The 17,855-nt window shown below is 57.4% G+C and carries 19 protein-coding genes; 11 read left to right on the forward strand and 8 right to left on the reverse strand.

Going from position 1 to position 17,855, the window contains the following annotated elements:
• The first annotated feature begins 15 nt into the window (after positions 1-15).
• The 11 genes from eno (at position 16) to G7W63_RS02245 (ending at position 9,550) form a co-directional block, all read left to right on the forward strand.
• Positions 16-1,311 carry a phosphopyruvate hydratase gene (gene eno / locus G7W63_RS02195; RefSeq protein ID WP_166252501.1) on the forward strand — a complete coding sequence of 432 codons (1,296 nt, stop codon included), beginning with the start codon at positions 16-18 and terminating at the stop codon, positions 1,309-1,311.
• A gap of 157 nt (positions 1,312-1,468) precedes the next feature.
• Positions 1,469-1,741, forward strand: a complete 273-nt coding sequence (locus tag G7W63_RS02200) for a septum formation initiator family protein (RefSeq protein WP_166252504.1) — start codon at positions 1,469-1,471, stop codon at positions 1,739-1,741.
• A gap of 25 nt (positions 1,742-1,766) precedes the next feature.
• Positions 1,767-2,492 carry a 2-C-methyl-D-erythritol 4-phosphate cytidylyltransferase gene (gene ispD / locus G7W63_RS02205; protein ID WP_166252507.1) on the forward strand — a complete coding sequence of 242 codons (726 nt, stop codon included), beginning with the start codon at positions 1,767-1,769 and terminating at the stop codon, positions 2,490-2,492.
• Between the two features lie 7 nt (positions 2,493-2,499).
• Entirely contained in the window at positions 2,500-2,976 is a 477-nt protein-coding gene (gene ispF, locus G7W63_RS02210) for a 2-C-methyl-D-erythritol 2,4-cyclodiphosphate synthase (protein ID WP_166252644.1), read from the forward strand.
• Positions 2,973-4,019, forward strand: a complete 1,047-nt coding sequence (gene truD, locus G7W63_RS02215) for a tRNA pseudouridine(13) synthase TruD (RefSeq protein WP_166252510.1) — start codon at positions 2,973-2,975, stop codon at positions 4,017-4,019. Before ispF ends, truD begins: the two co-directional genes overlap by 4 nt.
• An 83-nt stretch (positions 4,020-4,102) precedes the next feature.
• Positions 4,103-4,855, forward strand: coding sequence for a 5'/3'-nucleotidase SurE (gene surE, locus G7W63_RS02220; protein ID WP_166252513.1), 753 nt, complete (start codon positions 4,103-4,105; stop codon positions 4,853-4,855).
• Positions 4,852-5,508 carry a protein-L-isoaspartate(D-aspartate) O-methyltransferase gene (locus G7W63_RS02225; protein ID WP_166252516.1) on the forward strand — a complete coding sequence of 219 codons (657 nt, stop codon included), beginning with the start codon at positions 4,852-4,854 and terminating at the stop codon, positions 5,506-5,508. The genes surE and G7W63_RS02225 overlap by 4 nt, the downstream gene beginning before the upstream one ends.
• Positions 5,509-5,597: 89 nt before the next feature.
• Positions 5,598-6,506 (forward strand): DUF368 domain-containing protein, encoded by a 909-nt coding sequence (locus G7W63_RS02230; protein ID WP_341273675.1) that lies wholly within the window; start codon positions 5,598-5,600, stop codon positions 6,504-6,506.
• 288 nt (positions 6,507-6,794) lie between these two features.
• Positions 6,795-7,577: a peptidoglycan DD-metalloendopeptidase family protein gene (locus G7W63_RS02235; RefSeq protein ID WP_166252650.1), complete on the forward strand. Its 783-nt coding sequence runs from the start codon at positions 6,795-6,797 to the stop codon at positions 7,575-7,577.
• A gap of 174 nt (positions 7,578-7,751) precedes the next feature.
• On the forward strand, positions 7,752-8,756 hold the full coding sequence (rpoS, locus tag G7W63_RS02240) for an RNA polymerase sigma factor RpoS (RefSeq protein WP_166252519.1): 1,005 nt from the start codon (positions 7,752-7,754) through the stop codon (positions 8,754-8,756).
• Between the two features lie 221 nt (positions 8,757-8,977).
• Positions 8,978-9,550: a chalcone isomerase family protein gene (locus G7W63_RS02245; RefSeq protein ID WP_166252522.1), complete on the forward strand. Its 573-nt coding sequence runs from the start codon at positions 8,978-8,980 to the stop codon at positions 9,548-9,550.
• A 78-nt stretch (positions 9,551-9,628) separates the two neighbouring features.
• Here G7W63_RS02245 and nth read toward each other — a convergent pair whose 3' ends face one another.
• The 8 genes from nth to metG all read right to left on the reverse strand — a co-directional run bounded on the left by nth (position 9,629) and on the right by metG (position 17,829).
• Positions 9,629-10,270 carry an endonuclease III gene (gene nth, locus G7W63_RS02250; protein ID WP_166252525.1) on the reverse strand — a complete coding sequence of 214 codons (642 nt, stop codon included), beginning with the start codon at positions 10,268-10,270 and terminating at the stop codon, positions 9,629-9,631.
• Positions 10,267-10,995 carry an electron transport complex subunit E gene (locus G7W63_RS02255; RefSeq protein ID WP_166252528.1) on the reverse strand — a complete coding sequence of 243 codons (729 nt, stop codon included), beginning with the start codon at positions 10,993-10,995 and terminating at the stop codon, positions 10,267-10,269. Before G7W63_RS02255 ends, nth begins: the two co-directional genes overlap by 4 nt.
• Positions 10,992-11,645: an electron transport complex subunit RsxG gene (gene rsxG, locus G7W63_RS02260; protein ID WP_166252531.1), complete on the reverse strand. Its 654-nt coding sequence runs from the start codon at positions 11,643-11,645 to the stop codon at positions 10,992-10,994. Before rsxG ends, G7W63_RS02255 begins: the two co-directional genes overlap by 4 nt.
• Entirely contained in the window at positions 11,646-12,698 is a 1,053-nt protein-coding gene (rsxD, locus tag G7W63_RS02265) for an electron transport complex subunit RsxD (protein ID WP_166252534.1), read from the reverse strand.
• A 21-nt stretch (positions 12,699-12,719) separates the two neighbouring features.
• Positions 12,720-14,534, reverse strand: a complete 1,815-nt coding sequence (gene rsxC / locus G7W63_RS02270) for an electron transport complex subunit RsxC (protein WP_166252537.1) — start codon at positions 14,532-14,534, stop codon at positions 12,720-12,722.
• A complete protein-coding gene (gene rsxB / locus G7W63_RS02275; protein ID WP_166252540.1) occupies positions 14,531-15,109 on the reverse strand; it encodes an electron transport complex subunit RsxB in 579 nt (192 codons plus the stop codon). The genes rsxC and rsxB overlap by 4 nt, the downstream gene beginning before the upstream one ends.
• Before the next feature lie 70 nt (positions 15,110-15,179).
• Positions 15,180-15,761, reverse strand: a complete 582-nt coding sequence (gene rsxA, locus G7W63_RS02280) for an electron transport complex subunit RsxA (protein ID WP_166252543.1) — start codon at positions 15,759-15,761, stop codon at positions 15,180-15,182.
• A gap of 19 nt (positions 15,762-15,780) precedes the next feature.
• Positions 15,781-17,829 (reverse strand): methionine--tRNA ligase, encoded by a 2,049-nt coding sequence (metG, locus tag G7W63_RS02285; protein ID WP_166252546.1) that lies wholly within the window; start codon positions 17,827-17,829, stop codon positions 15,781-15,783.
• Positions 17,830-17,855 lie beyond the last annotated feature (26 nt).

The following is a 17,855-nucleotide window of genomic DNA, read 5'->3' on the forward strand; positions in this document are numbered from 1 at the left end:
TGGAGAGTTGAAAGGATGACCAAGATTGCCGACATCAAAGCCCGTGAAGTGCTGGATTCCCGCGGAAACCCCACGGTGGAAGCGGATGTGATTCTGGAAGACGGCACGCTCGGGCGTGCGTGTGCCCCCTCGGGCGCGTCTACCGGCTCAAGGGAAGCTCTGGAGCTTAGGGACCAGGATGCGTCACGGTATCTGGGCAAAGGCGTGAAAAAAGCGGTTGAAGCGATCAACACCCGGATCCGCGAGGCGTTGGCTGGTCACGACGCGGCGGATCAGCGCGGAGTGGACCAGGTCATGATTGATCTGGACGGTACTGAAAACAAGGCCAATCTTGGTGCCAACGCCATCCTGGCGGTTTCACTGGCGGCTGCCAAAGCGGCGGCAATATCACTTGGCAAGCCCCTGTATGAGCACATTGCTGACCTGAACGGCACATCCGGTAAGTTCTCCATGCCGGTGCCGATGATGAACATCCTTAACGGGGGTGAGCACGCGGATAACAATGTCGATATCCAGGAATTCATGATTCAGCCCGTTTCCGCCCGGTCTTTCGCCGAAGCGCTGCAGATCGGCGCCGAAATCTTTCATCACCTCAAGAAAGTATTGAAAGCCAAAGGGCTGAGCACTGCGGTAGGGGATGAGGGCGGATTTGCGCCAGACCTGCCTTCAAACGAAGCGGCCTTGGCGGTGATTCAGGAAGCGGTGGAGAACGCCGGCTATACCCTGGGCAAGGACATCACGCTGGCACTCGACTGTGCCGCATCAGAGTTCTATAAAGATGGTCAGTACGACCTGGCAGGCGAGGGTAAGAAGTTCAGCGCTGAAGAATTTGCCGATTACCTGGCCGGATTGACCGAGCGTTTCCCCATTGTCTCCATTGAGGATGGCATGGACGAGAGTGACTGGGACGGATGGGCGACCCTGACCAGGAAAATTGGTGACAAGGTTCAGTTGGTCGGAGATGACCTTTTTGTGACCAACACCCAGATCCTGAAGCGTGGTATTGATAACGGTATCGCCAACTCGATTCTGATCAAGTTCAACCAGATTGGCAGCCTGACCGAGACCCTGAACGCCATCAAAATGGCACAGGATGCCGGCTTTACGGCGGTCATTTCCCATCGTTCCGGTGAAACCGAAGATACCACGATTGCAGACCTCGCCGTGGCCACCTGCGCCGGCCAGATCAAGACCGGCTCACTGTGCCGCTCTGACCGGGTTGCCAAGTACAACCAGCTGCTTCGCATTGAAGAGGCGCTGGCTGGCAAGGCACCTTACCGGGGGCTGGCTGAAATCAAGGGCCAGGGCTGAAGCTCGCCATGCCGGCCAAGATTCTGACCAGGCCGCCACGGTCGCAGACGTGACTTATCTGGACTAGACTTCCAGGGGTATCGCCGAGCAGCAGGGATTACGGTATCCTCTTGGGCTTTATAGCGTCTGCCGTTCAGATGAGACAAGGAAGCGTGCAATGAAGTGGCTGTGGGCCGTCATGGTTGTGCTGGTTCTCCTGCTGCAGGTTCGCCTGTGGGCCGGGGAAGGCAGCTTTGCGCAAGTCTGGAGCCTGGAAGACACGATTGCGACCCAGCGGGCGGAGAATGCCGAGCTTGGGGTTCGCAACGAGAGGCTGTACGCCGAGGTACGCAATCTTCGCAGTGGCGAGGGCGCTATCGAAGAGCGCGCACGCATCAACCTGGGTTTGATTGCTGAAGGCGAAACCTTCTTCCTGGTGGTCGACCCCTGAATCCTTAATCTATCGTGACAAACTGATGAGCAACACACGCTTCTGGCTCGTGGTTCCCGCAGCGGGCATAGGCCAGCGCATGAAGGCCGATCGGCCGAAACAGTACCTCCGCCTCCAAAACCGTTATCTGCTTGATATTACCCTGACCCGTTTGCTGGCTGCTGCCGAGTTTGATGGCCGTATCGTGTCGCTGCATGGGGAGGATCACTGGTGGCCCCATACGGACAGTGCCTCCGATGACCGGATCCGGACTATACAGGGCGGCGCCCAGCGTAGTGATTCTGTCATGGCGGCCCTGCGGGCACTGGACTCCCGCGCGGCTTCGGATGACTGGGTCCTGGTCCACGACGTGGCCAGGCCGTGTTTGCATCCTGATGATCTGAAGCGTCTTCGAAAGGAACTGCAGGGTCACCCCGTCGGTGGCCTTCTGGCTTGCCCCATGGCCGATACCCTGAAACGTATGGGGCCGGGGCAAACCGTCGTTGAAACTGTTGAGCGCGACGGCATATGGCGCGCCCTCACTCCACAAATGTTCCGCTACGGTGTTCTGCGTGATGCTCTGGCTAAAGCTGAGCATGCCGGGCTTGTTATAACGGATGAGGCTTCAGCGGTTGAACACTGTGGCTTCAGGCCGCGCCTGGTCGAAGGCCGAGCGGACAACATCAAGGTTACTGTGCCTGAAGATCTGGCATTGGCTGAATTCATTCTTGGCCGTATCGATAGCGGCAACGGCATTACAGGTGACCCATAAGATGACTATCCGAATCGGACAGGGCTTCGACGTTCATGAGTTCGGCGACGGCGATCACATCACCCTGGGAGGCGAGGCCATAGCCCACCATCGAGGGCTAAAAGCCCATTCGGATGGGGATGTCCTGTTGCATGCCCTGGCCGATGCCTTACTCGGCGCCCTCGCGCTTGGTGATATTGGCCATTTCTTTCCTGACACCAGTGAAGAGTGGGCAGGAGCCGACAGCCGGGTTCTCCTGCGCCTTGTAGTCGCCCGGGTTCACGAAGCAGGCTTCAGGGTCGGTAATGTTGACACCACAATCATCGCCCAGGCTCCTAAAATGGCTCCCCATCTGGCAGTGATGAGGAGCAACATTGCGGCTGACCTCCAGGTGGGGCCGGATCAGGTTGGCATCAAGGCCACGACGACAGAGCGTCTGGGGTTCACCGGCCGGGGCGAAGGCATCGCCTGCCAGGCAGTCTGCCTGCTTGAGCGTGAGTCGTGAACGGCCAGCAGTGGCGGCTGAGTTGGCCGTCTGGCCAGGGAGGCCGGATTGCAAAAGCCGTCCTGCGGGCTCAGCCAGAGCATTTCCTTGTCGATGAAGCTCTGGGTCTTGCCGGGTTCCCGTCAGTGCCTGTTGATGTACAAGCACTGTTGGAGGGCGAGCCGTTGCCCGGACAGGGGGAGCATCTTTGTGTACGGCTTGAGAAGCGGGGGGATAATACCGACTACGTAGCGCGAGAACTGGCAGGGCTTGCAGGCTGCCAGCCCCACGACATCGGCTTCTGCGGTCTCAAGGACCGCCACGCGGTCACCCGGCAGTGGTTCAGTGTCTCGCGTCCCGGCATGATGGACTCGGACGCTGACTTTCTGGCCGCAGTCCGGGCCCGCTGGTCCCTTCTGGACGCCTGTCGTTTCACCCGTAAGCTGCGACGGGGCGAACATCAGGCCAACCATTTCAATCTTCTTCTGACTGAGGTCGAAGGCGAGCCCGAACAGATTAATGCGCGGTTGGCTCTTATTGCAGAGGTGGGTTGCCCGAATTATTTCGGCAGCCAGCGTTTTGGCTGGCATGGCAACAACCTCGAACAGGCGTGTCGCATGAAGCCCGGCCGGCAAAGGGGCCGCAACCGATTGCAGGGACTGTACTTCTCAGCTGCGAGATCCTGGCTCTTCAACGAAGTACTTGCGGCGCGGGTAGCCGATGGCACCTGGACTGAAGCAATGAACGGTGAGCCGGAAGCCGGTGCAGTCACTGGCCCTTTATGGGGCGATGGTGGCACCCGTGCCGATGCCGAGCAAGGGTCCCTGGAGCGAGAGCTGGTGACGCGCCACCCAAGGTTGGAAGCGGTGTTTTCCCAGACCCGCATGAAACCCGAACGACGGTCACTTGTGCTCTGTCCGGTCGGCTTGAGTTGGCAGTGGGAAGGCGCCGGCGATCTGCGGCTGATGTTCGGCTTGAGTCCCGGGCAGTTTGCTACGGTTCTGCTGGATGACGTCTTCGAGCTGACCGATGCGGCACAGGCATCACACAATATCGCGGAATAAAACGAAACAGGGCATATTAGACCCTGCAAAAGACCAGACCCGGGGCACGCATTCAATTGCCGGGCAGGCTAGCGGAGATGACTGTGAGAATTTTGCTATCTAATGATGATGGGGTTTACTCCCCGGGTCTGAAGGCGTTATTCGATGGCCTTCAGGGTCTTGGGTCGCTGGATGTGGTTGCACCCGACCGGGACCACAGTGGCGCGAGTAACGCGCTCACACTGAACCGGCCCCTGACGGTTGACAGTCATCCGAACGGTTTTCGCTCCGTGGATGGCACCCCCAGTGATTGTGTCCACCTGGCGGTGAACGGGCTTTACCATGAACCGTTTGATCGGGTGATTTCCGGTATCAACACCCACGCCAATCTGGGTGACGATGTGATCTATTCGGGCACAGTCGCGGCGGCGACCGAGGGGCGCAATCTCGGCCTGCCTGCAATAGCCGTTTCACTGGTAAACCAGGGTCACTTCCATTACGAGACTGCCGCCCGTGTCGTCCGCATGATGCTGGAACGGGACGCTCCGGTTTCGCTGGGCCCACGCTGTATCCTCAACGTGAATGTGCCTGACGTGCCCTGGCATGAGCTGGCGGGTTTCCGGGTCACCCGGCTTGGCCATCGGGACCGGGCCGAGGGTGCGGTTCCAATGACCTGTCCGCGGGGCAAGGAACGCTACTGGATTGGTGCGCCTGGCGAAGGTCATGATGCCGGGCCCGGTACCGACTTTCACGCGGTTCGGGAAAACTACGTGTCCATTACGCCGGTCCACGTTGACATGACGCGGCATGAGGCCCTGTCTTCATTGCGGGAGTGGCTGGACGAGGTGAACGGATGAGTGCCGAACTTCAGGGTATCGGGATGACTTCACGGCGGACCCGGGCCCGGCTGATTCAGCGTCTGCGGCAGGCCGGCATTACCGACGAACGCGTCCTCGCCACCATGGAAGAGCTGCCGCGCCATATTTTTCTCGACGAGGCTCTTGCACATCGGGCCTACGAAGACACATCGCTGCCCATAGGCCACAGCCAGACGCTTTCCCAGCCATATATTGTGGCCAAAATGACGGAAGTGCTCATGCGGCATGCACCTCAGTCAGTGCTGGAACTGGGTACAGGGTCGGGCTACCAGACTGCCATCCTTGCCCGGCTGGTCAAGGACGTATATAGCGTAGAGCGCATCAAGGCACTGCAAGACAGGGCCAGAGAGCGGCTGCGCACACTGGGTCTGCGCAATGTCATGTTGCGGCATGCCGATGGCGGGGTGGGCTGGCCAGACAAGGGGCCATTCGACGGCATCATGGTCACCGCCGCTCCCAAGCAACTGCCCCGGGAGCTGATGATGCAGCTGTCCGAGGGGGGTGTCATTGTAGCTCCGGTTGGAGAAGAAGCCCAGGTACTGACACAGGCGGTCCGAAAAGGCGACAGCTTTGTTGTGACTGAAATCGAGCCCGTACGTTTTGTGCCTTTACTTGCAGGGGTCGTCAGATGAGTCATTCTGCATCACAGGCCTCAAACCCGGAAGCAGCGATTACCCCTGTAGCGCCATCCCAGCGATTGATTGGCGTCTTTTTTCGGGGCATGGCCATGGGGGCTGCCGATATCGTGCCCGGCGTGTCCGGTGGCACGATCGCCTTCATCACTGGTATCTACTTCCGTTTACTCGAGGCAATCAGTCGCTTTCCGGAGGTTTTCTGGCGTGAACTCTGCCGGGGCCACCTCAAAGCGTTCTGGCAACGGTCCGATGCGAGCTTTCTAGTCACATTACTGTTCGGCATTCTGTTCAGTATTGCGTCACTGGCGGCGATCATCAGCCATGCTCTTGAAACCTACCCGGTCCCTCTCTGGAGCTTTTTCTTCGGCCTCATAACCGCCTCAGTCTGGCACGTGGCCCGGGAAGTGGTTCGTCCCCGAGCGGTACTGCTTTTTGCGGCCGTGCTGGGGGCAGCGCTGGCCTGGTGGATTACAACCTTGTCTCCGGTAAGTACAGAGCCCACGTTGTTAGTGCTGTTCGGCGCAGGGGCTATAGCGATTTGCGCGATGATATTGCCCGGCATCTCCGGCAGCTTCATATTGGTCATCATGGGGCTTTACGCGCCAGTGCTTGATGCTATAAAACAGTTCGAAATGGTAAAGCTGCTTGTTTTTGGGGCGGGGTGTGCCCTGGGGCTGCTATCTATTGCCCGGGCGCTTACCTGGGCTGTGCGCAGGTTCCACGACTGGGTCCTGGCTTTGCTGACCGGCGTGATGGTAGGCGCCCTGAATAAGGTCTGGCCCTGGAAGGAGACGGTAACCTGGCGCCTTGACAGTGCCGGCAAAGAAGTGGCGCTGCACCAGGTCAACACCTCACCTCAGCATTTCGCGGAGCTCACAGGAGCCAGTGCCGATATATACCCGGCCATTGCGGCAGCGGTGCTGGGCTTTGGACTGGTATTTGGGATTGAGTGGCTGGCAGGGCGTTTTGGCGCCGAGCGGGGATCAGCAGCCTAGTGGTTTGCTGCTTAGTGTTACTTTTATGTCATGAAGGGCGTTTCCAGAGGTAACACATGTGGTGCAAAGGTAACTTGGTTTCGCACGTAAAATGTGCAATAAATTAGCGAGTTATCGCAATTACTTTATAGTTTGCACTATTTTTAATACGAATTAGAAATATAAAAGGCGATATTTATACTTGTGTCTTTCCTGTATGGCGTCTTAGGCATCGAGACTTCACGCGTGTCTCGCTCCGGGGCAAGAGCGCGCATTGGCTTTTGGCTCGATGTCGGCAAATGGCCCCGCATCCGCGTTGGTCTTGTTTTTATCCTTGCGCTCTCTCTTACCGGCTGCAATACCTCCGCTATTTACCAGGACGATGCCTACAACCCACCCGTTTACTGGGGCCGGCATGTGGTCAAACCGGGGGAAAGCCTATACAGCATAGCCTGGCGGTATGGCCGTGATTACCGTGAACTGGGCAATGCCAACAATATGTCGCCGCCTTACAGTGTGAAGTCAGGGCAGGTTCTCCGACTTGATCTCCGGGGCAAGGTTACCCAGGCCAGCAGTGGCAGGGCATCTCCGACGCCAACGGCAAAAGCGCCGCCACCGAGCCAGAAAACCGCCCCCGCCCCCCGTCCCCAAGCAGCTCCGAAAGTGGAAAAGGCACCGGTTGCGGGAGCGCCATTGGCAAAACAGGCCCAGACTGTCTCTGGTGTAGTCTGGCAGTGGCCACACGTTGGCACCGTAATTGCAGGTTTCTCTACATCAGGTAAAGTCAACAAGGGCATTGATATAGCGGGTAACGCAGGTGACCCGGTCAAGGCATCAGCCGCAGGGAATGTGGTTTACGCCGGAAGCGGCTTGCTCGGATACGGTAACCTCATTATCGTTAATCATAATGAGCATTTTCTAAGCGCTTATGCTCACAACAGGAAAATTCTTGTAAAAGAGGGAGAGGAGGTAAGAGCAGGGCAGACCATTGCGGAGTTGGGGAGCAGCGGGTCAGACAGGAACAAATTACATTTCGAGATTCGTCGAAATGGCAATCCGGTTGACCCACTTCCATACCTTCCGCCAAGGTGAGGCCGAGCGACTGGTAAGAACGACAAACTTATAAAATGAATTTAAATTGTCGGATAAGGTATTGTATTAAAAGTAGATGTCCTGAAAGGAAAATTCGAATAATAGTCAGCAGGCGTTCACGATAATAAAAACCAGTGAACGATAAAACAGGGTCATTGAAAGGCGGGGCAAGTTATGTCAGCAGAGCATGAAGATATTATTGTTGATCGTGTCGCAGATGTAGAAGATTCAGATGATGAAACCTTGACCAGCGTAACTGGGGAAATCGATACTCCGGTTGCGGATGAAGGATCCGGAAAAGACGATTTACCCGCAAGAGGCACCGGCCGCTACTTTGGCAACCAGAAACAACTGGATGCCACCCAGCTTTACCTCAACGAAATTGGTTTTTCTCCCCTCCTGACTCCCGAAGAGGAAGTTTACTTCGCCCGTCTCGCCCGCAAAGGCGAAGAATCCGGTCGCAAGCGAATGATTGAGAGCAACCTTCGGCTGGTGGTGAAAATCGCTCGGCGCTATGTAAACCGGGGCCTGACCTTGCTCGACCTGATAGAGGAAGGCAACCTGGGTCTCATTCGGGCAGTCGAGAAGTTTGACCCGGAAAGGGGCTTTCGTTTTTCAACCTATGCCACCTGGTGGATCCGTCAGACCATTGAACGCGCGATCATGAACCAGACGCGGACCATCCGCTTGCCCATTCATGTGGTAAAGGAACTGAACCTGTATCTACGGGCTGCCCGCGAGCTGACGCAGAAGCTTGATCACGAGCCGTCGGCTGAAGAAATAGCCCACATGGTAGACAAGCCTGTAGCTGACGTTAAGCGCATGCTGGGTCTTAACGAACGGGTGGCGTCAATGGATACGCCCATCGGCGCCAATGGCGAGAAGTCCTTACTCGATACGGTCGCCGATGAAGCCGCTTCCGACCCTGCCGATCTGCTTCAGGACAATAATATGCGAGGCTGCATCGCCAACTGGCTTGATCAGCTCAGCGACAAGCAGCAAGAGGTCCTGTCGCGCCGGTTTGGCCTGCGTGGTTACCAGACCAGTACTCTGGAGGAGGTCGGCCAGGAAATCGGACTGACCCGTGAGCGGGTAAGGCAGATTCAGGTTGAGGCACTTCGTCGCCTCCGGGAAATCCTTGAAAAAGAGGGCCTGTCTGGCACCATGCTCTTCAAATAAGCTATCTCAAAGGCTTTCGAGAGGAATCAAAGGTCGGGCGGCCAGGGCTGCCCGGGCTTTTTTTGGCGTCAGCAAATGAGAACTAAGTAATATTGGGCAAGAGGCCTGCCTGCTAAAATCAGCCTGCCTGGCGTGGTACATGATGTCGATCGCGGGTAGACGGAAGTGAGCTCATGAAGAAGCCCACTCGACAAATAATAATGACTGAAAAGGAATGGACGATGAACAAGGCCCTTGCAACGATTACCTCCACGCTGCTGCTGGCAGTCATGAGTGTGCCAGCAAACGCGCTCAACATTGAAGGTGTAGACCTCCCGGAAACCATGTCGACTGATGGGACTGAACTCAAGCTTAACGGAGCCGGTGTCCGCTCCAAGTGGTTCATGGACCTCTACGTGGGAGGACTTTATGTCCCGGAAACCAGCGCGGACGCTGGACGCATCATTGCAGCTGATGAGCATCAGGCAATAACCCTGCACATTATTTCGGGAATGATCACAAGTGACCGTATGACCTCTGCCACCTTGGAAGGTTTTGAAGCCTCAACTGATGACAATATGGCCCCTATTCAGGACGAAATCGATGAGTTCATGAAGGTCTTTGAAGAAGAAATCAAGGAAGGGGATGTCTTCGAGCTCGTCTATCAGCCTGACTCCGGTGTTCATGTGTACAAGAATGATGAAGAGCGCGGCGTCATCGGAGGCATGGAATTCAAGAAAGCCCTGTTTGGGATCTGGCTATCTGACGAGCCAGCCCAGAAAGACCTAAAGCAGGACATGCTCGGCCGGCGTTAATCAGCCAACAGCAGCGCTCTCGGGCGCTGCTGTCCCGCCTTTGAAAGTCTCGGAGAGACTGGTCTTAAGGGAGATAGGTCAGTCCTGATAGTCCCGCTTCTGTTTGAATTCACATAGGTCTTCAATGATGCATATGCCGCAACGGGGCTTGCGTGCCACGCAAGTGTAGCGACCGTGGAGAATCAGCCAGTGATGGGCATCCTGAAGAAATTCCCGGGGCACTAACCGCATCAGGCGCTTCTCTACCTCTAGCACATTCTTGCCGGGAGCAATGCCTGTGCGATTGGCTACGCGGAAAATGTGGGTGTCGACAGCCATGGCCGACTGGCCAAAAGCCGTGTTCAACACCACATTGGCAGTTTTGCGTCCAACCCCGGGCAGGGCTTCAAGAGCTTCACGATTGTCCGGCACTTCGCTGTCATGCTCTTCCACCAGCTTGCGGCAGGTCTTGATGACGTTTTCGGCCTTGCTGTTATAAAGCCCGATCGTTTTTATGTACTCCTTGAGTCCGTCGACGCCCAGGGCAAGAATGGACTCCGGTGTATTGGCCACGGGAAACAGCTTCGCGGTGGCTTTGTTAACGCCAACGTCTGTCGCCTGAGCGGATAAGATGACAGCGATCAGCAGCTCAAACGGCGACGAATACACCAGTTCTGTGGTTGGTGTGGGGTTAGCCGCGCGCAAGCGTTCAAAAATCTGGGTTCGTTTGTCCCTGTTCATGCCGACTCCTGGGAAACCTGGCCGGTTACTCTGACCCTCTTACTGCCCGGGATAGCGGCCTGGTCCGTGACCAGAAGTCGCCTTTGGGCAATGCGGTTGTCGATACTGTTTTTGAGCGCGATAAGAAGTCCAAGACCTACAAAAGCTCCCGGAGGCAGGACCATGAAGAGAACATCCGGATAGCCCTGGACCGGCCCAAGTTGCCAGTCACGGGCCATGGGACCGAGCAACAGCTCCATATTGGCGAACAGGGTGCCCTGACCGACCATTTCCCTGAGCCCCCCAAGGACCACAAGCACCACCAGAAAGCCAAGGCCCATCATGAAGCCGTCCAGGGCGGCTGCGCCAGGACGATTTTTGGAAGCAAATGCGTCTGCCCGCCCCAGGATCGCGCAGTTGGTCACGATAAGGGGTATGAAGATTCCCAGAATCTGGTAGAGCTCGTAGGTGAACGCCTGCATCAGGAGTTCGGCGCATGTCACCAGTGAAGCAATGATCATGACAAAAGCTGGCAGGCGAACCGAGTCACTGACGAAGTTGCGGATCAGCGATACAGCCAGATTTGACCCCAAGAGTACCATGAGGGTAGCCAGTCCCAGGCCGATGGCGTTAACGACCGTGCTGGTTACCGCCAACAGCGGGCATAACCCAAGCACCTGCACCAGCGCCGGGTTGTTGCTCCAGAGCCCATCTCTGATAATTTCGCGGCTGGTCTTTGTGGTCACTGCCCTGGCTCCTGTTTTGTTGCACTGGCTGGTTCGCCCAATAGTTGCTGGCGATGATCCCTAAAATAGAGCAGGGCGTCGCGCACAGCGCCTACCACGGCCCTGGGTGTGATGGTGGCGCCAGTAAACTGGTCAAAGCTGCCGCCGTCTTTGGCAACGCGCCAACGGTCAACCTCAGGTCTGCCCAGGGCCTTGCCTTCGAAGGACCGGATCCAGTCAGACTTACGCAGTTCCACTTTATCTCCCAGGCCAGGAGTCTCCCGGTGGCTGGTTACCCGGACCCCAAGCACTTCACCATCCGGGTCTATGCCAACCAGAAGCCGGATATCGCCGGAGTAACCATTCCGGGCAACTACCGGAAGAATGACACCTACCGGATAACCATCGTTTCGCGCTATCCAGGCCTGGGCTGGCTCTCTGATTCCAAGCAATGGGTGCGGCGTCAGCGGCACGGTGGTTGAAATCAGATCATTGTCGTGTGTCTGCTCCGGAATGATTTCGTACAGCGCCGACGCCTCGGCCTTGCGAACCTGCTGGTCTATCCGATCCTCGGTCAGCACCTGCGTAGCTGCAATGGTGCCAGCGGTGATGGTGGCAAAAAGCCCGAGGCCGATTGCGCTTCGCAGGATGGACTCTCCGATCGGTGCCATTTAACGAGCCTCCGTGCGGCTTGCCAGACCACGCCTCGGCTTTTTATGGCCATAAGTACGGGGGGGCGTGTAATGGTCAATAAAAGGCACGGCAAAGTTCATCAACAGAACCGCGAACGCCAGGGCATCCGGGTAGCTGCCCCAGGTGCGGATGATATAGAGGATGATGCCAATGCCGGCGCCGTAGATCAGTTTGCCCTGATGACTGGTGGCAGCGGAGACCGGGTCGGTGGCTATAAAGAAGGCTCCAAGCATGGTGGCGCCGGCGAACAGGTGGAGCGATAGTGGCGTGTACTGGTCAGGATTGGTGCCGAAAGCCAGGCTCATGAAGACCAGGGCCGCGAGCAGGCTCACGGGAATATGCCAGCTGATGATTCTCAGAAACACCAATCCGAGCCCACCCGCCAGAAAGGCTGCGTTTACCCATTCCCAGCCCCTGGCAATGCCGTCTCCGAAGGTCGGGTGCCCGGTGACCTCGGCCGACATGCGGGTCGTTATATCGTGTTTGTAGACGTCCAGCGGAGTGGCCATGGTGTAAGCGTCAATGGTGGTCTGCTGGCCCGGAAAAATGATCCCCATGGTCTCAGTAAAGCCCGGCGCGCTGGCAAGACCCATGGGTGCGGCCCAGTTGGTGGTCATGGCCACGGGAAACGAGATCAGGGCCAGGGCGTAACCGACCATGGCGGGGTTGAAGGGGTTGGCTCCGAGTCCGCCGTAAAGCTGTTTAGCCATGACGATGGCTGAAATTACCGCAATGGCAGACACCCACCAGGGAGCCAGTGGCGGCAGCGCCAGCCCCAGCAGGAGCCCGGTCACAGCAGCCGTATTATCCTTCAGGACTGACTTGATCGGTCGCTCCCGTAGTCGTAGCACCGCGGCTTCGGCGCCAATCGCCAGGGCGATACACCAAAGAACGTTGATCAGATTGCCCCAGCCAAAGAACAGGGTCTGTGCCAGCAGCCCCGGCATTGTCAATACAATGACCCAAAGCATTAGTTGTGATGTGCTGCGAGCCTGGCGGGCATGGGGAGAGGTCTGTTGTGTTAACGCCATGAACTGCTGGCCCTGCTGGAATTAATCATGATGGTTTGCGGCCTCGGCTGACTCAGCCTGGGCCCGGTCGAATGCAACCTGTGCCCGTGCGACCCGGTCCTGGTTTTTGGTCACCGCGCGCTCAAGCTTTTCCCTGTTGTCTGTCTCTGCGGACCTGGCCTCGGTCAGCATGGCCTCCATGGTGGCCAGCTTTTCCTGAGCCTGGGCCAGCTGGAGTCTGAGGCTTTTCAGGTCGGGTTCACCAGAAGATTTTGGGGCCGGTTCTTCAGAGCTGGCGGCCCCAGCCGGTGTTTCCTGTCTTTTTCGGGCCAGCGCTGCCTGTACAGCTGCAGCCTTGGCTTGACGGTCGTCTTTAGATGGCTGGCCCTGATCCGGCTTTTCGGCTTTTCTGGCCTGGGCTTTGGCTGCCGCCTGAGCCCGCTCCCTCTTGCGGGCCTCCTTTTCCGCTTGCTCCCGCTCAAGCCGGGCCTGGCGTGCTTCGAAACGCTCGCGGGCCTGATCCGATTTGAGCTGCTCGATTCGTTGGGTGCGGATTTCACCTTTGGCAAAGCGATAGTATTGGACCAGCGGGATACTGCTCGGGCAAACATAGGAGCAGGCACCGCACTCAATGCAATCGAACAGGTTCAGGTGCTCTGCCTTGTCGAACTCCTCGGACCGGGCGTACCAGAACAATTGCTGTGGCAAAAGCTCCATCGGGCATACTTCAGCACAGGCCCCGCAGCGAATGCAGGGTTGTTCCGGCGGCGGCTCATCAAGCTCACCGGGAGCGGCAGCAATAACGCAATTGGTTGTTTTCACCACGGGCACGCTGTCAGTCTGGAGTGTGAAACCCATCATTGGCCCGCCCATGATCAGGCGTTCCAGTCGGTTCGGGTTCAGACGAGCCCGGGCCAGCAGATGGCTGATAGGGGTTCCCAGCAGCACTTCATAGTTTGCCGGCTGCGCCAGTGCCTGGCCCGTCAGCGTCGTGATGCGGCTGAGCAAGGGTTCGCCGTGAAGCACAGCCCGGGATACCGCGAGGGCCGTACCCACGTTCTGACAAACCACGCCGACATCGGCAGGAATGCCGTTATAGGGAACTTCCAGCCCGGTAAGAATGTGGATGAGCTGTTTTTCGCCGCCGGACGGGTATTTGGTCGGGATGACAGCAATCTCAATGCCCGAGTCGCCGACCGCATCCTGTAAAGCTGCAATGGCTTCGGGTTTGTTGTCTTCAATACCAATCACGCAGCGTTCGGGCTTTAGAAGCCAGGCCATGATTTGCGCCCCTTCGACCACCTCTGCCGCTCTTTCTCGCATCAACATGTCATCAGCGGTGATGTAGGGCTCACATTCTGCGCCATTCAATACAAGGGTCATGACCTTTTTATCACCGGGCGACCGCAATTTTACACTGGTGGGAAAGCCAGCCCCGCCAAGGCCGACAATGCCCAGATCGCGCACGCGTGCCAGCACCTGTGAAATCTCGCGACTTCGGTAATCGGTCATCGGGTGTCGTTCCGTCCAGGCATCTTCACCGTCGGGTATCAGTACAATACACCAGTCCAGAAGGCCTGAGGGGTGGGGCACGGGCATCTTGAGAACTGACTCAATCACGCCGGAGGTGGGCGCATGCAACGGCACACCCATTGAACCTAGGGCATCGGCCAGACAGTCGCCTTTCAGTACCCGGTCTCCCGGTTGCACCCGGGTTTCTGCGGGCGAACCGACATGCTGCTGCAGGGGCAAAACAAGCTGGTCAGGCAGACCCGCCTGCTGGATTGGTGCTGAAGTGGACTGATGCTTGTTGGGGAGAGGGTGTACCCCGCCGTTAAAATCCCACAGCTTCGTCATGCGCCCACCGTATCCCTGTCAGTGGCAATGATTGCCGATCGGGGTGGGCTCCAGGTCCAGCTACGAATGTCGGGCTCGACAGTGACCATGTCGATACAGTCAACAGGGCAGGGCTCGACGCAGAGGTCACAGCCGGTGCATTCGCTCTGGATTACGGTATGCATGTGTTTCGCCGCGCCAAGGATAGCGTCCACCGGACACGCCTGGATGCATTTCGTGCAACCGATGCATTCATCCTCCCGGATGACAGCGACCCGGGTGTCCTGCTCAATGCCATGCTCTGCATCAAGTGGCTGGGGCTCAATGTCCAGCAGGTCGGCAAGGGCCTTGATGGTGCCCTCGCCACCAGGGGGGCATTTGTTGATGGCATCCCCATCGGCGATCGACTCAGCGTAAGGGCGACACCCCGGGAAACCGCACTGGCCACACTGGGTCTGGGGCAGCAGCGAGTCGATTTCTTCCACCAGTGGGTTGCCCTCAACACGAAAGCGTTCGGCCGCATACCCAAGCAGGGCACCGAAAACGATGGCAAGTGCCACCAGGACAGCAATAGCAACAAGAAAGCCGGTCCACATCAGGCGATTACCTCAATGTCTGACAGGGCAAAGGGTGCGCAGGGGAGTCGCTGCTCATTGACCATCATGGCTACACGCTCACCAGGCCAGTAAAGCCCATAAAGGCCAGTGACATAAGCCCAGCGGTGACCATCCCGATGGCCGCGCCCCGAAAGGCAACCGGCACATCGGATACCGCGATGCGCTCGCGCATGGCCGCGAAAAGAATCAGCACCAGGGAGAAGCCGCCAGCGGCCCCCAGGCCATAGAGCACAGATTCCACAAAGTTATTGTTTCTGTTCAGGTTCAGGAGCGCGACGCCGAGGACCGCACAATTGGTCGTGATTAACGGAAGGAAGATGCCCAGCACACGGTACAGCAAGGGACTTGTCTTGCGGACCACCATTTCAGTGAACTGCACCACCACGGCGATCACCAGGATAAACGTTATGGTCTTCAGGAAAGCCAGGCCGAGCGGCTCCAGAAGATAGGTATAGGCAAGGTAGCTGCATACGGACGCCAGGGTCAGTACGAAGGTGGTAGCCAGTGACATGCCCATGGCGGTTTCAAGTTTTCCGGAAACCCCCATGAACGGGCAAAGCCCGAGGAACTGAACCAGGACAAAATTGTTCACCAGAATGGTACTGACCAGTATCAGCAGGTATTCGGACATGCTACTTGCCTCTCCCCATCTACATTATCCGCATGCCAGGGGTCGCCCCTGAGTCCGGGGACAGGATGAATATATCCTTGCCCCCCGGCCCGGCCGCAAGAACCATACCCTCGGACATGCCGAACTTCATCTTCCGAGGCTTGAGATTGGCGACCATAACGGTCAGCCGGCCCTGAAGCTGTTCAGGGGAATAGGCTGATTTGATGCCGGCAAAGACATTGCGCTGGTCTTCTCCGATGTTGAGGGTCAGTCGCAGCAGCTTGTCGGCACCTTCCACATGTTCGGCTTTCACGATTTCCGCGACTCGCAGATCCACCTTGGCGAAATCCCCGAACTCGATTTCCTCTGCCACAGGCTCATGGGCAGGCGCCGAATCCCCGGGTTTCGCCGGTGTGGCGCCGGTAGCGGCTAACATTTCATCCTTGGAGGCCTCAAGCATGGTTTCGATCTGCTTCATGTCCACCCGGCTCATCAGTGGCTTGAACCGGTTGATTTCGTGGTTTTCAAGACGCTGGTTGCGGTTGTTCCAGTCCAGAGCCGCTCTCAGGAACTCTTCGGATGCTTCTGCGGTTTTCGGTAATACCGGCGCCAGGTACGTCATCAAGAGATAGAACATGTTCAGGGCATTGGTGCAGATCGCCTGCAGTTTCTCTTCGCCTCCGTCTTCCTTGGCCACAACCCAGGGCTGCTCGTCGTTGACGTACTGGTTGGCTACGTCCGCCAGCTCCATGATCCGGCGCATGGCACGACCGAATTCCCGGGTCTCATAGAATTGCGCAATCTCGTCCCCCGCGGATACAAAAGCCGCCAGCTTTTCAGCCTCGGTTACGGACCCCAGCCGGCCATCAAATTTCTTGGTAATGAAGCCGGCACAACGGCTGGCAATATTGACCACTTTGCCCACCAGGTCCGCATTCACCCGCAGGGCGAAATCCTCAAGGTTGAGGTCCATATCGTCGACACTGCCGGTCAGCTTGGCGGCAAAGTAATATCGCAGATACTCGGGGTCCAGGTGGTCCAGGTAGGTTCGTGCCATGATGAAAGTGCCGCGGGACTTGGACATCTTCTTACCGTTGACGGTCACAAAGCCATGGGCGTAGACGGCAGTTGGCGTGCGAAAGCCCGCACTGTGGAGCATGGCCGGCCAGAACAGGGCATGGAAGTTGATAATGTCCTTGCCGATGAAATGGTAGACCTCTGCGGTGGAATCCGCATTCCAGAAATGATCGAAATCGATGCCCTCCCGGTCGCACAGGTTCTTGAAACTGGCCAGGTAGCCGATGGGGGCGTCCAGCCAGACATAGAAATACTTGCCTGGTGCGTCGGGTATCTCAAACCCGAAATAGGGCGCATCGCGGCTGATGTCCCACTCCTGCAACCCGGCATCCAGCCACTCGGCCAGTTTGTTGGCAACCTGGGGCTGGAGAGTACCGCTGCGGGTCCACTGCTTCAGGAAGTCAGAAAATTCGGGCAACCGGAAAAAGTAATGTTCAGACTCTTTTTCGATGGGCGTGGCGCCTGAGACAGCCGACCGGGGGCTGATCAGCTCAGCAGGCGTGTAGGTTGCGCCACAGGCTTCGCAGTTATCGCCATACTGGTCTTCGGTTTTACACTTGGGGCAGGTGCCCTTGATAAACCGATCAGCCAGGAACATGTTTTTTTCAGGGTCGAAAGACTGGGTGATCTTACGGGTCGCAATATGGCCGTTTTCCTGGAGTTGCCGATAGATGTACTCGGAAAACGTCCGGTTTTCCTGAGAATGGGTGGAGTAATAGTTGTCGAATCGAATGTGGAAACCGCTGAAGTCCTGCTGGTGCTCCTGGTTGATCCGGGCAATCAGGGCTTCTGAGGTAATGCCTTCCCGCTCTGCCCGGAGCATAATGGCTGTGCCATGGGCGTCATCAGCGCAGACGTAATGGCAGTTCTGACCGCGAAGCTTCTGGTAACGGACCCAAATGTCGGTCTGGATATACTCCAGCAGGTGCCCCAGGTGAATGGGCCCGTTGGCATAGGGCAGGGCGCTGGTCACCAGGATGTCGCGCTGTTTCAGTGCACTCGCTTGGGTCATGTTGATGTCCGAACCTTGATCAGGGG

The organism is Marinobacter salicampi, from assembly GCF_011074795.1.
Classification (GTDB): Bacteria; Pseudomonadota; Gammaproteobacteria; order Pseudomonadales; family Oleiphilaceae; genus Marinobacter; species Marinobacter salicampi.

Bases quoted from the DNA above. Each gene is read 5' to 3' on its own strand.
- rsxD (WP_166252534.1), bottom strand. From the start codon at position 12,698: ATGGCGTTAACACAACAGACCTCTCCCCATGCCCGCCAGGCTCGCAGC.
- G7W63_RS02230 (WP_341273675.1), top strand. From the start codon at position 5,598: ATGGCCATGGGGGCTGCCGATATCGTGCCCGGCGTGTCCGGTGGCACG.
- rsxC (WP_166252537.1), bottom strand. From the start codon at position 14,534: ATGACGAAGCTGTGGGATTTTAACGGCGGGGTACACCCTCTCCCCAAC.
- rsxB (WP_166252540.1), bottom strand. From the start codon at position 15,109: ATGTGGACCGGCTTTCTTGTTGCTATTGCTGTCCTGGTGGCACTTGCC.
- nth (WP_166252525.1), bottom strand. From the start codon at position 10,270: ATGAACAGGGACAAACGAACCCAGATTTTTGAACGCTTGCGCGCGGCT.
- G7W63_RS02225 (WP_166252516.1), top strand. From the start codon at position 4,852: ATGAGTGCCGAACTTCAGGGTATCGGGATGACTTCACGGCGGACCCGG.
- ispD (WP_166252507.1), top strand. From the start codon at position 1,767: ATGAGCAACACACGCTTCTGGCTCGTGGTTCCCGCAGCGGGCATAGGC.
- rsxA (WP_166252543.1), bottom strand. From the start codon at position 15,761: ATGTCCGAATACCTGCTGATACTGGTCAGTACCATTCTGGTGAACAAT.
- eno (WP_166252501.1), top strand. From the start codon at position 16: ATGACCAAGATTGCCGACATCAAAGCCCGTGAAGTGCTGGATTCCCGC.
- rpoS (WP_166252519.1), top strand. From the start codon at position 7,752: ATGTCAGCAGAGCATGAAGATATTATTGTTGATCGTGTCGCAGATGTA.
- G7W63_RS02245 (WP_166252522.1), top strand. From the start codon at position 8,978: ATGAACAAGGCCCTTGCAACGATTACCTCCACGCTGCTGCTGGCAGTC.
- metG (WP_166252546.1), bottom strand. From the start codon at position 17,829: ATGACCCAAGCGAGTGCACTGAAACAGCGCGACATCCTGGTGACCAGC.
- G7W63_RS02200 (WP_166252504.1), top strand. From the start codon at position 1,469: ATGAAGTGGCTGTGGGCCGTCATGGTTGTGCTGGTTCTCCTGCTGCAG.
- rsxG (WP_166252531.1), bottom strand. From the start codon at position 11,645: ATGGCACCGATCGGAGAGTCCATCCTGCGAAGCGCAATCGGCCTCGGG.